The 12867-nt window shown below is 72.1% G+C and carries 10 protein-coding genes; 8 read left to right on the top strand and 2 right to left on the bottom strand.

The features are described 5' to 3' along the window. Positions 1–24: 24 nt before the first annotated feature. Together ACZ55U_RS29990 and ACZ55U_RS29985 are read right to left on the bottom strand one after the other, a co-directional pair. Entirely contained in the window at positions 25–1770 is a 1746-nt protein-coding gene (locus tag ACZ55U_RS29990; RefSeq protein ID WP_465531007.1) for a penicillin-binding transpeptidase domain-containing protein, read from the bottom strand. A gap of 189 nt (positions 1771–1959) precedes the next feature. Next, positions 1960–3750 (bottom strand): dolichyl-phosphate-mannose--protein mannosyltransferase, encoded by a 1791-nt coding sequence (locus ACZ55U_RS29985; protein ID WP_465531005.1) that lies wholly within the window; start codon positions 3748–3750, stop codon positions 1960–1962. 96 nt (positions 3751–3846) lie between these two features. On the opposite strand from ACZ55U_RS29985, the gene rsmI reads away from it, so the two are divergent. From rsmI to ACZ55U_RS29945, 8 genes are all read left to right on the top strand, one after another. Then, complete coding sequence (gene rsmI / locus ACZ55U_RS29980) at positions 3847–4716, top strand: 16S rRNA (cytidine(1402)-2'-O)-methyltransferase (protein WP_465531003.1); 870 nt, start codon at positions 3847–3849, stop codon at positions 4714–4716. Between the two features lie 236 nt (positions 4717–4952). Continuing rightward, positions 4953–5378 carry a hypothetical protein gene (locus tag ACZ55U_RS29975; RefSeq protein WP_465531001.1) on the top strand — a complete coding sequence of 142 codons (426 nt, stop codon included), beginning with the start codon at positions 4953–4955 and terminating at the stop codon, positions 5376–5378. Positions 5379–5462: 84 nt separating this feature from the next. Next, entirely contained in the window at positions 5463–7085 is a 1623-nt protein-coding gene (gene metG, locus ACZ55U_RS29970; RefSeq protein ID WP_465530999.1) for a methionine--tRNA ligase, read from the top strand. A 2-nt stretch (positions 7086–7087) separates the two neighbouring features. Then, positions 7088–7966 carry a TatD family hydrolase gene (locus ACZ55U_RS29965; protein ID WP_465530997.1) on the top strand — a complete coding sequence of 293 codons (879 nt, stop codon included), beginning with the start codon at positions 7088–7090 and terminating at the stop codon, positions 7964–7966. A gap of 140 nt (positions 7967–8106) precedes the next feature. Next, positions 8107–8739 carry a Uma2 family endonuclease gene (locus tag ACZ55U_RS29960; RefSeq protein ID WP_465530995.1) on the top strand — a complete coding sequence of 211 codons (633 nt, stop codon included), beginning with the start codon at positions 8107–8109 and terminating at the stop codon, positions 8737–8739. 28 nt (positions 8740–8767) lie between these two features. Then, positions 8768–9670, top strand: coding sequence for a 16S rRNA (adenine(1518)-N(6)/adenine(1519)-N(6))-dimethyltransferase RsmA (rsmA, locus tag ACZ55U_RS29955; protein WP_465530993.1), 903 nt, complete (start codon positions 8768–8770; stop codon positions 9668–9670). Continuing rightward, positions 9667–10584: a 4-(cytidine 5'-diphospho)-2-C-methyl-D-erythritol kinase gene (locus tag ACZ55U_RS29950; protein WP_465530991.1), complete on the top strand. Its 918-nt coding sequence runs from the start codon at positions 9667–9669 to the stop codon at positions 10582–10584. Before rsmA ends, ACZ55U_RS29950 begins: the two co-directional genes overlap by 4 nt. A gap of 295 nt (positions 10585–10879) precedes the next feature. After that, positions 10880–12718, top strand: coding sequence for an ABC-F family ATP-binding cassette domain-containing protein (locus ACZ55U_RS29945; protein ID WP_465530989.1), 1839 nt, complete (start codon positions 10880–10882; stop codon positions 12716–12718). Positions 12719–12867: the final 149 nt, after the last annotated feature.

Here is a 12867-nt window from a genome sequence, read left to right as displayed (position 1 = left end):
CGGCGTTCTCGGGGCCGTCCGGGCTCAGCGCCCGTTGGCCTTCAGGACGGAGGCGACGGCCGGGCCGGCCGCGTCCACGCCGTGACCGCCGCCCTGGACCTCGGCGGCCACCGCGAGGTTGCCGCGGAAGGCGGTGAACCAGCTGTTGGTGGTGGACGCGCCCTGGACCTCGGCGGAGCCGGTCTTGGCCCCCGCGTTGTCGGTGATCCCGGCCATCACCTGGCTGGCCGTGCCGCCGGTGGCGGTGGCGTTCATCATCGCGCGCAGCTTGGCGGCGACGTCCGGCGAGATCTGCCGGGTGGCGGGCTGCTGCGGCAGACCGGCGACCAGGATCGGCTGCTTGAACGCCCCGCTCTGGACGGTCGCGGTGATCGAGGCGATGGCCAGCGGGTTCATCTGGACCTTGCCCTGGCCGATGTAGTTCATCGCCTGCTCGTCCTTGCTGCCCGGCGCCGCCGGGACCTTGCCGTCGGCGTTCGGCAGGCCGGTCTTCCACTCCAGGCCGATGCCGAACACGTCCTTGGCCGTGCTGGAGAGCGTGTCGGGCTTGAGGCTGGTCAGGCCCTGGTTGATGAAGGCCGTGTTGCAGGACACCATGAAGTCCTGCTGGAGCGTGTTGTTCGGGAAGGCGCCCGGGAAGTCGTTCGGGATCGCCACCGCGTTGGTGCTCTTCTCCGGGCAGGCCACCACGGTGTCCGGGTTGATCCCGGTCTCCAGCAGCGCCGCCGAGGTGACGATCTTCATCGTCGAGCCGGGCGCGAGCAGCCCGGTGAAGGCCCGGTTCTGGCCGGTGGCCGGAGAGTTGGCGAAGGCGAGCACCTGACCGGTGCTCGGCTCGATCGCCACGATGGAGCCGGGCTTGCCGCCCAGGTCGGTCATCGCCTTCTCGGCGGCGGCCTGGAGGGTGTTGTCGATGGTCACCTTGAACGGCTTGCCGGGCTTCGGCTCGACGATGGTGAACAGCTTGTCCTGGGGGCCCTTGCCGGACGGGTCGGAGATCACCACCGCGCTGCCCGCGTCCTGGTCCTTGTTCGGGTCCGGCGGCAGCAGCTTGTTGGCGTTGTCCTGGAGGGTGCTCATCAGCGCCGAGGTGAGCGAGGCGCCCTGGATCGGCTTGCCGTTGCGGTCCACCACGGTGGACGGCGGGGCGAAGACCGGCTGGACGGCGATGGTCTCGTTGCCGGACAGGTGGGGGTGGATCACCGACGGCGCCCAGTGCACGGCCGGGGTGTTGTCGCTCATCTTCACGACGCCCAGGAAGCCCTGGTAGTCCCAGACCCGGCTGGTGCCCGCGAACTCGGCGCGCGCCTTGTAGGACATCAGCTTGCCGGTCGGCCCGGGCGTGGCGGTGGCGGACGGCGTGTCGTCGGCGCCCGGCGTCGCGGAGGCCCCGGCGGACGGCTTGGCGGGCGGGGCGGGGGTGCCGGTGGCGGCGGAGAAGACCTGCTGGGTGGTCTCGCCGAACGGGGTGAGGGTCAGCGCGCTCGGCTTGACCTGGTCCCGGAAGGCGGTCAGGGCGGTGGTGGCCGCGGCCGGGTCGTCGGTCAGCGAGGCCGCCTTGGCGATGTCGCCGGCCTGCCAGGCCGTCAGGAAGTCCTTCATCCCGGCGGCGGCCTGCTCGGTGGTCGGCGGTTCGGCGACCACGGTGCGCGGCTTCTTGGCACCGGAGCCGCCCGAGTCGCCCACCAGGCTGTACACGCCGTAGCCGCCGCCCGCGAGGACGGCGATGGACACGCCGGTGATGATGCCGATCTTCGCGCCACTGCGCATGGTGCAGGTCCCCCAGGGGTTCTCGCGGCCGGGCGCAACCGGCCGGGCCGGAAACGCGGTACCCCACCACCCTAGGCAGCGCGGATCGGTGCGTCGTCGAATGGCCCGGGACTTGTGACGGATCTGGTACGAGCTCCGCACCGGGTGCGGACGATTCGCGGGAACCGGGTGCGTGCCGGGCCGGGGGCGTCAGATCCAGGTGGTGAACCACATCCGGCGGCGCCAGTCCTCCAGCGGGATGGTCTGCCCGGTGAACAGCGGGTAGAAGAACAGGAAGTTCCAGACGATCAGCAGGACCAGCAGGCCGGCCGCCGCGGAACCGATGATCCGGCGGTCCCGGGAGGCGCCGGCCGGTCCGATCAGGGCGCCGACCAGCATCGTCACCGCCAGCACCAGGAACGGGACGAAGGCCACCGCGTAGAAGAGGAAGATCGTCCGCTCCTGGAAGGCGAACCAGGGCAGGTAGCCGGCGGCCAGGCCGCAGAGCAGCGCGCCGGCCCGCCAGTCCCGCCGCAGCGCCCAGCGCCACAGGCAGTAGACCAGCGCCACGACGCCCGTCCACCACAGCAGCGGGGTGCCGATGCCCAGCACCTCGCGGGCGCAGTCGGCGGCGGTGCAGCCGGCCTGGCCGAACTTGGGGGACTCGTAGAAGAAGGACACCGGCCGGCCCAGCACCAGCCAGGACCACGGGTTGGACTGGTAGGTGTGGGGGTCGCTCAGGCCGACGTGGAAGTCGTAGACCGTGGTGTGGTAGTGCCACAGGGCGCGCAGGCCCTCGGGTATCCACGGGAAGTCCGTGGCGCGGCCGACCGCCCAGTCCCGGCCCCAGCCGCCCTGCCCGGGGGCGTTGCTGCTGGCGAACCAGCCCCACCAGGAGGCGACGTAGGTCGCGACCGAGACCACCGCGACCGAGACGAAGGCCGGCACCGCGTCCCGGGCGAGCACGGCCAGGTAGGGGCGCGGGGCGCCGGCCAGCCGGCGGGCGCCGACGTCCCAGAGCACGGTCATCAGGCCGAAGGCCGCCAGGACGTACAGGCCGCTCCACTTGGTGCCCGCCGTCAGGCCGACGCAGACGCCGGCCGCGATCCGGTACGGGCGCCAGCCCAGGTTCACCCGCTGGGCGAGCTCCGGGTCCTCGATGCCGCCCAGTTTCGTGGCCAGCAGGGCGCGGGTGCGGTCGCGGTCCAGGACGAGGAAGCCGAAGGCGGCGAGGGTCCAGAACATCACCACCAGGTCGAGCAGGGCGGCCCGGCTGAGCACCAGGTGCAGGCCGTCCACCGCGAGCAGCAGGCCCGCCACGCAGCCCAGCAGGGTGGAGCGGAACATCCGGCGGGCGATCCGGGCCAGCATCAGCACCGACAGGGTGCCGAGCAGGGCCACCGAGAACCGCCAGCCGAAGGGGTTCATGCCGAACAGCTGCTCGCCCGCGCCGATGATCCACTTGCCCACCGGGGGATGGACCACGTACGAGGGCGTCGCCCGGTACGGGACGGCCGCGCCCGGCGTCATGATCGTGGTGTTGGCGTCCTCCGGCCAGTTGATCTCGTAGCCGCCGTGCCAGAGCGCGTAGGCGTCCTTGGCGTAGTACGTCTCGTCGAAGATGATCGCGTGCGGCTGGCCGAGGTCGGTGAACCGCAGGATCCCGGCGAACACCGCCACCGCGACCGGGCCGAGCCAGCCGGCCCAGCGGCAGAGGAAGTACCAGAGGCCCTGCGGCAGCGAGAGGCCCATCCGCAGCAGCAGCGGGGACTGCGGCACGTCCGGGGGCGTCACCCGGGGGCCGTCCGGCATCGGCGGGGCCAGCCGCTCGGTGAGCGTCGCCCCGGGCCGGGCGGCGTAGCCGTACCGGGCCAGGCGTTCGCGCCAGCCGGCCGGCCCGGCCTGCGGTGAGCGGGGGGACGGCAGGCCGACGCCGCCGACCGCGGAGTGGTCTGTACCAGTGGGCGTCTGCGCCGCCGTGTCGCCGTTCATCCGCCACATCGTAGGGGCGCTCTTCGCACGCGTGTCCGCTCCCTCGGAAGCTGACCGAATCGTCACCAAAAGCTCCCGCGGCGGGTAACTGCGAGGATGGGGTCCGTGACAGGAGTACTCGTTCTCGCAGGCACCCCCATCGGCGACGTCTCGGACGCCCCGCCCCGACTGGTCCACGAACTGGCCACGGCGGACGTCATCGCGGCGGAGGACACCCGCCGGCTGCGCTGGCTCACCCAGGCGCTCGGGGTCACCCCGGCCGGGCGGGTGGTCTCGTACTTCGAGGGCAACGAGGTCGGCCGCACCCCCGAACTGGTCGAGGCGCTGCTCGGCGGCGCCCGGGTGCTGCTGGTCACCGACGCCGGCATGCCCTCGGTCTCCGACCCCGGCTACCGGCTGGTCGCGGCCGCCGTGGCGGCCGACGTCAAGGTCACCGCGGTGCCCGGGCCCTCGGCGGTGCTCACCGCGCTCGCGCTGTCCGGCCTGCCGGTGGACCGCTTCACCTTCGAGGGCTTCCTGCCGCGCAAGACCGGCGACCGGGCCCGGCAGCTCGCCTCGATCGCCGCCGAACCGCGCACCATGGTGTTCTTCGAGGCGCCGCACCGGATCGCCGAGGCGCTGTCCGCGATGGCCGAGGCGTTCGGGCCGCAGCGCCCGGCCGCCGTCTGCCGCGAGCTCACCAAAACCTACGAGGAGGTCAAGCGCGGCCCGATCGGCGAGCTGGCCGCCTGGGCGGCCGAGGGCGTCAAGGGCGAGATCACCGTCGTGGTCGCGGGTGCCCCGCCGGCCGCCCCCGAGGAGCTGACCCCGGCCGAGCTGGCCCGGCTGGTGGCCGTCCGGGAGGAGGCCGGGGAACGGCGCAAGGAGGCCATCGCCGCCGTCGCCGCGGAGCTCTCGCTGCCCAAGCGGGAGGTCTTCGACGCGGTCGTGGCGGCGAAGAAGGAGGGGCTGGAGGGAGGCCCGAAAAAGGCGTGAACACCGGGGGTTGCGATGCTCACGCGGAGTCGTACCGTGGAGAGAAGGCCCCGGTTGGACACCCGCTGAGCTGACGTTCCGGTCGCGCTCCCCGGACCCCGCGAGGATTTTCGTATAGGTCTGACCAACGCGCATCCAAGTCTTCACAAGCGGGGCGTCGGCCGGGGCGGTCCGGGCATTTCCTGGAAAGGAAAGACCCAGCCGGGCGAGCGCCCGGCGGGCGCTGGGAGACGGCCATGAGCGATGTTGTCGGTAGCCCCCGCAGTGGCAGCGCACTGAGCACCGCCGGCCTGGCCGGCCGGCCGCACACTCCCGTCGAGACCGTACGGGAGGCCTACTCCTTCGCGTGCCTGCGCTGCGGGTACGGCTGGGAGCAGGCGTACGACATCGAGCACCACGTCGCCAAGGACGGGCACGTCGTGTTCGAGTACCACGCCAACGGCGTCCGGGTGCCGTCACCGCTCCTCAAGCCGACCTGCCCGGGCTGCGGCGGCCACACGGTGCGGATCATGCGCGAGGGCCGGGTCGCCTCCGCCGACCAGGCCTGGCAGCACGCGCCCGGCTACCCCGCCCACGCCGAGCCGGCCGGGGCGCCCCCGGCGGCCGAGCCCACCCGGCCGCGCGGGCGCTGGGCCCGGTTCTGGTCGCGGCTGCTGGGCTGACACCGGGGCGACGGGCAGGACCGCCTCCGGCCGGGAGAGAACTCGGTCGAGGGCGGTCCGCGCGCCCGACTAAGCTTTCCGACCATGGCGGCCACTGCAGACCACAGCACCACCGGGGCGAGCGCCCCGGCGTACTACGTTTCCACCCCGATCTACTACGTCAACGATCGCCCGCACCTGGGCCACGCGTACACCACCGTGGCGGGCGACGTCCTCACCCGCTGGCACCGCCAGCGCGGCGAGAAGGTGTGGTACCTGACCGGCACCGACGAGCACGGTCAGAAGATCATGCGGACCGCCGAGGCGAACGGCGTCAGCCCGCAGGAGTGGTGCGACAAGCTGGTCGAAGAGGCCTGGAAGCCGCTCTGGCGGCACCTGGAGATCGCCAACGACGACTTCATCCGCACCACCGAGGACCGGCACACCGCCCGGGTGCAGGAGTTCGTCCAGGACCTGTTCGACAAGGGCGAGATCTACAAGGGCGGCTACTCCGGCCCGTACTGCGTCGGCTGCGAGGAGTACAAGCTCCCCAACGAGCTGCTCGACGGCGCCACCGAGGACGAGAAGCTCTGCCCCGTGCACAAGCGGCCGGTGGAGTGGCTGGAGGAGGAGAACTACTTCTTCCGGCTCTCCGCCTACGGCGAGCGGCTGCTGGAGTTCTACGCCGCCAACCCCGACTTCATCCAGCCGGCCTCGGCCCGCAACGAGGTGCTGCGCTTCGTCGAGCAGGACCTCAAGGACCTCTCGATCTCCCGCTCCACCTTCAACTGGGGCGTTCCGCTGCCCTGGGACGAGAAGCACGTCCTGTACGTGTGGGTGGACGCGCTGCAGAACTACATCACCGCGGCCGGCTACGGCAGCGACCCGGAGCGCTTCGCCGAGCTGTGGCCCGCCTCCGTCCACCTGGTCGGCAAGGACATCCTGCGCTTCCACGCCGTCATCTGGCCCGCCATGCTGATGGCCGCCGGGCTGCCGCTGCCCAAGCGGGTCGTCGCCAACGGCTGGCTGATGGTCGGCGGCGAGAAGATGTCCAAGTCCAACCTGACCGGCATCGCGCCCACCGACCTCACCTCGCACTTCGGCGTGGACGCGTACCGCTACTACTTCCTGCGGGCGATCCCGTTCGGCACCGACGGCTCGTTCTCCTGGGAGGACTTCACCGCCCGGTACACCTCCGAGCTCGCCAACGACTTCGGCAACCTGGCCTCCCGGGTCGCCGCGATGGTCGGCAAGTACTTCGGCGGGACGCTCCCGGCCCCGGCCGCCCACGGCGACGCCGAGCAGGCCGTCGCGGACGGGCTGCGCACGGCCGTCGAGGTCGCCGACCGGAAGATCGGCGAGGAGCTGGACTTCGCCGGCGGCCTCGCGGCGATCTTCGAGTTCGTCAAGCAGGTCAACGGCTACCTCACCGAGCAGGAGCCGTGGAAGGTCGCCAAGGACGACTCGGCCGAGGGGCAGGCCCGCCTGGCGACCATCCTCTACACCGCCGCCGAGTCGCTGCGCGCCACCGCCGTGCTGCTCAACCCGGTGATGCCGGCCACCGCCGAGAAGCTGTGGGCCTCGCTGGGCGCCGAGGCCGCCGGGCTGGGCGCGCTGTCCGCGCAGACCGTCGCCACCACGGCCGACTGGGGCCGGCTGCCCGCCGGTGCCACCGTCACCAAGGGCGAGATCCTCTTCCCGCGCCTCGAAGAGAAGCCGGCCGCCTGACGATGGCCAAGAAGGACGACGACCGGTCGACCCCGCCGCCGCTGCCGGAACCCCTGGCCGTGGCGGTGGCCGACTCGCACACCCACCTGGACATGCAGTCCGGCACCCCGGCCGAGGGCCTGGCGAAGGCCGCCTCGGTCGGGGTCACCACGGTGGTCCAGGTGGGCTGCGACGTGCCCGGCTCGCGCTGGGCCGCCGATCTGGCGGCCCGGTACGAGCAGGTGCACGCGGCCGTCGCCCTGCACCCCAACGAGGCGCCGCGGATCTTCCTCGGCGATCCGGACGGCTGGTCCGGGCAGCAGCGCCCCGCGGGCGGCCAGGCGGCGCTGGACGAGGCGCTCGCCGAGATCGACGCCCTGGCCGCCCTGCCCCAGGTGCTCGCCGTCGGCGAGACCGGCCTGGACTACTTCCGCACCGGGCCGGAGGGCGTGGAGATCCAGAAGGAGTCGTTCCGCCGCCACATCGAGATGGCCAAGCGGCACGGCAAGGCCCTGGTCATCCACGACCGGGACGCCCACGAGGACGTCATCGCCGTCCTGCTGGCGGAGGGCGCCCCGGAGCGGACGGTCTTCCACTGCTACTCGGGCGACGCGCGGATGGCGAAGACCTGCGCCGAGCACGGCTGGTACCTCTCCTTCGCCGGGCCCGTCACCTTCAAGGCCAACCAGCCGCTGCGGGACGCCCTGCTCGCCACCCCGCTGGACCGGATCCTGGTCGAGACCGACGCCCCGTTCCTCACCCCGCACCCCTACCGCGGCCGCCCGAACGCCCCCTACCTGATCCCGGTCACGGTGCGCTCGATGGCCGCGACGCTGGGGCTGCACGAGGACGAGCTGTCGGCGGCCGTCGCGGCGAACACGGCGCGGGCCTTCGGGTACTGAGGTTCGGGTACCGAGGTTGGGACGTCGAGCTTCGGACGTCGAGCTCCGGGCGTCGAGCTTCGGGCACTGACCCGGTCGAACGGATTTCCGGTTCTGAGGAAACGGTTCGGCACTCCTGATCGCTACCTAGGCTGGCTAGCATGAGTGCAGTGAGGGAGGTGGCAATGACCGCCGAGCCGATCAACGAACCCGTCGAACCCGTCGACGATCACCTCGACCGGATGCATGCGCTGTCCCAGGACTGGACGTACGAGCAGGTCAAGAACCTCGACCTGCCGTTCGATTGGGATCTGGTGGACGGAGTCATCGTGGTCCGGGGGCAGACGAATCAGTGGCATGACCAGGTGCGGGACGAGCTGTACTCGGCCCTTCGCAGCGCACGGGTGGTGCCCTACGCGGCCAACGTGGAGCGGTGCGTCCTGCTCGACGACGACAACACGACCAAACCGGACGTCGTGGTGTTCGACAAGACCGGACTGGACGTCTTCGAGCTGGAGTGCCTCCCCCCGGAGGCGGTGGTGCTGGCCGTGGAGGTCGTCTCGCACGGCACCCGGGCGAACGACCGCTTCCGCAAGCCCGGCCAGTACGCCGAGAAGAAGATCCCCTACTACTGGCGGGTCGAGCGCGGCATCGACAACCTCCCCATCGTCCACGAGTTCCACCGGGACGAGGAGAAGGGCGTCTACCTGCCCGTCGCCCAGCACGAGGGCGTGCTCCGCACCTCGGTGCCGTACCCCGTCGAGATCGATCTCGTCGAGGCCGTCGAACTCTGAGGGCCCCCGGCGCCCGTATCCTTGGCGCGTGAGCACCACCGACCCCACCCCTGACAGCCACCTCCTGGGCGCCGCCGACATCCGGGAGCTGGCGGCCGCCTTCGGCGTGAAGCCGACCAAGCAGCGCGGGCAGAACTTCGTCATCGACGGCAACACCGTGCGGCGGATCGTCCGGGCCGCCGAGGTGACGGAGCAGGACGCGGTGGTGGAGGTCGGCCCCGGGCTCGGCTCGCTCACGCTGGCGCTGCTGGAGGTGGCGCGGCACGTCACCGCGGTCGAGATCGACCCGGTGCTGGCGCAGCACCTGCCGGACACCGTCGCCGCCCGGATGCCCGGCAAGGCCGACGCCTTCGACCTGGTGTTCAGCGACGCCATGGAGGTCACCGAGCTGCCCGGGCCGGCGCCCACGGCGCTGGTCGCCAACCTCCCGTACAACGTCGCCGTGCCCGTCCTGCTGCACATGCTGGCGACCTTCCCCAGCATCGAGCGGACCCTGGTGATGGTGCAGAGCGAGGTCGCCGACCGGCTCGCCGCCAAGCCGGGCAACAAGGTGTACGGCGTCCCGTCGGTCAAGGCCAACTGGTACGCCGACGTGAAGCGGGCCGGCGCCATCGGGCGCAACGTGTTCTGGCCCGCCCCCAACGTCGACTCCGGACTGGTCTCGCTGATCCGCCGCGAGCCGCCGAAGACCACCGCCAGCCGCGAGGAGGTGTTCGCGGTGGTCGACGCCGCGTTCGCCCAGCGTCGCAAGACCGTGCGCGCCGCGCTGGCCGGCTGGGCGGGCTCCGCCGCCGGGGCCGAGCAGGCGCTCGCGGCCGCCGGCATCGACCACAAGCTGCGCGGCGAGATGCTCACGGTGGAGCAGTTCGCCGCGATCGCCGAGCACAAGCCTGTCATCGCCGAGCACAAGCCTGCTAAGGACGCCGTGTGATCACCGTACGGGTACCGGCCAAGGTCAACGTCCAGCTGGGGGTCGGCGGCCTGCGCGCCGACGGCTTCCACGACCTGACCAACGTCTTCTTCGCCGTCGCGCTCGGCGACGAGGTCACCGCCTCGGCGGGAGAGGGCGTCACCCTGAGCTGCACCGGCCCGGACGCCGCCGTCGTCCCGCTGGACGACAGCAACCTCGCCGCCCGCGCCGCCCGGCTGCTCGCCGCCCACCACGGCATCGCCGACCCCGGCGTGCACCTGCACATCGCCAAGGCCATCCCGGTGGCCGGTGGGATGGCCGGCGGCAGCGCCGACGGCGCGGCGGCGCTGGTCGCCTGCGACGCGCTGTGGCAGCTGGACACCCCGCTCCCGGAGCTGCTGGAATTGGCCGCCGAACTCGGCTCCGACGTGCCGTTCGCCCTGCTCGGCGGCGTCGCGCTGGGCCGAGGCAGAGGCGAGATCCTGGAGCCGCTGCCCGTCGAGGGCACCCACCACTGGGTCTTCGCGGTCGCCGAGGGCGGCCTGTCCACCCCCGCCGTGTTCCGCGAGTGCGACCGGCTGCGCGAGGAGGCCGGCACCGGCTCCAGCGACGCCGACGTGCCCACCCCGGAGGCAGACCCGGCACTGCTCGCCGCGCTCGCCCAGGGCGACACCGTCGCCCTGGCCGCCGCGCTCGCCAACGACCTCCAGCCCGCCGCGCTGTCGCTGCGCCCCGCGCTCGCCGCCACCCTGCGGGTCGGCACCGAGGCGGGCGCGCTCGGGGCGCTGGTCTCCGGCTCCGGGCCGACCTGCGCCTTCCTGGTCAAGGACGCCGAAGCGGCCGCCGCCGTGGCCGGGGCGCTGCGGGCCTCCGGCACCTGCCGGACGGCGCACACCACGTACGGGCCGGTGCCGGGGGCGTCCGTGGTGGGCTGAGGCCTTGCGGGCGGCCGGCTTTCCGGTGGCCGGGGTTTCGGCGGCGGCCGTGGCTTTTCCGGCGGCCGGGGCGGTGGGAGCGTTCCCCGGCGCCCGGGCGGGGCGTTCCCGCTGGTCGGTGCGGCGAGGACGTTCCCGCTGGTCGGTGCGGGGGTGGTGTCCCGGGTGGGCTGACCCGGTGAAGGTGTTCCGGCGGGGCCATTAGGCTGGGGAGATCGGGGTGCCCCCGAGAGGGGCGCCCGGCCGTCGAGCGGCGGGCCGCCCCGCGACCGCCGAACCCAGGAGCGCAGCACACGTGGCCGTCAACCTCGCCACCATCGAGTCCGTCACGAAGGTCTACGGCACCCGCACCCTGCTGGACGCGGTCAGTCTGGGCGTCAGCGAGGGCGACCGGATCGGCGTCGTCGGCCGCAACGGCGACGGCAAGACCACCCTGATCCGGATGCTCGCCAAGCTGGAGGAGCCCGACGGCGGCCGGATCACCTGGAGCGGCGGCCTCGAACCGGCCGTCCTCACCCAGCACGACTCGCTCGACCCGAACGCGACCATCCGGCACGAGGTGATCGCCGACCGGGCCGACCACGAGTGGCTCGGCGACGCCCGGATCCGCGACATCATCGAGGGCCTCTTCGGAGGCCTCGACCTGCCCGGCTTCGCCGACGGCCTGGACACCGTCATCGGCCCGCTCTCCGGCGGCGAGCGCCGCCGGATCGCCCTCGCCAAGCTGCTGCTCGGCTCCCCGGAGCTGATCATCCTCGACGAGCCCACCAACCACCTCGACGTCGAGGGCATCAACTGGCTCGCCCAGCACCTGCAGAAGCGCCGCTCCGCGCTCGTCTGCGTCACCCACGACCGCTGGTTCCTCGACCAGGTCTGCACCCGGATGTGGGACGTCCAGCACGGCGAGGTGCACGAGTACGAGGGCGGCTACTCCGACTACGTCTTCGCCCGCGCCGAGCGCTCCCGGATCGAGGCCGTCGAGGAGCAGAAGCGCCAGAACATGGCCCGCAAGGAGCTGGCCTGGCTGCGTCGCGGCGCCCCCGCCCGTACCTCCAAGCCGCGCTACCGGATCGAGGCCGCCAACGCCCTGATCGCGGACGTGCCGGAGCCGCGCGACAAGTCCGAGCTGATGAAGTTCGCCAACGCCCGGCTCGGTAAGACGGTCTTCGACCTGGAGAACGTGACCGTCAAGGCCGGTCCGAAGCTGCTGCTGGAGAACCTCACCTGGCAGCTCGGCCCCGGCGACCGGATCGGCCTGCTCGGCGTCAACGGCGCCGGCAAGACCTCGCTGCTGCGGGCGATGCGCGACGCGTACGCCTCGGAGGGCGACGTCCAGCCGGCCTCGGGCGTGATCAAGGTCGGCAAGACCGTACGACTGGCGTACCTGTCCCAGGAGGTCGCCGAGCTGGACCCGGCGACCCGGGTGCTCCAGGCCGTCGAGCAGGTCCGCTCGCGGGTCGACCTCGGCAAGGGCCGGGAGATGAGCGCGGGCCAGCTGTGCGAGCAGTTCGGCTTCGGCAAGGACAAGCAGTGGACGCCGGTCGGCGACCTGTCCGGTGGCGAGCGGCGCCGGCTCCAGCTGCTGCGGCTGCTGATGGACGAGCCCAACGTGCTGTTCCTGGACGAGCCGACCAACGACCTGGACATCGAGACGCTCAACCAGCTGGAGGACCTGCTCGACGGCTGGCCGGGCTCGATGATCGTCATCAGCCACGACCGCTTCTTCATCGAGCGCACCACGGACACCGTCCACGCGCTGCTCGGCGACAGGAAGATGCGGATGCTGCCGAACGGCGTGGACGAGTATCTGGAGCGCCGGGCCCGGATGGCTGCCGCAGCGGCCGCCTCCGCTGCTTCGGCCGCGGCTCCTTCGGCGGCCTCGGCGGGGACTCCCGCTGCCGCTGCCGCTACCGGGCTCTCCGGCGGGGACCTGCGGGCGGCGAAGAAGGAGATGCAGAAGCTGGAGCGGCAGATCGCCAAGCTGGACGAGAAGGAGTCCAAGCTGCACGCCCAACTCGCCGAGCACGCCGCCGACTTCTCCAAGGTCGCGGAGCTGGACGCGCAGCTGCGCGCGGTCCGGGAGGAGAAGGAGGAGCTGGAGATGAGCTGGCTGGAGCTGGCCGAGCAGGTCTGATCTCTTCTTGTCTCTTCTTGGTGAGTTGGCGACTTGGCGGGTTGGCGGGTCCGGCTAGTACTGCAACGGTGCTTACCGTGACGTTCGTTGGGTTCGCTCGTTGGGCTGTTCATGGGTGGGGACATATCCGAGGTCGATGCTCGTTTCTG

The organism is Kitasatospora sp. NPDC034533, assembly GCF_055575155.1.
Note: the sequence above shows the minus strand (reverse complement) of the source record. Positions and strands in the feature narration are given on the sequence as shown.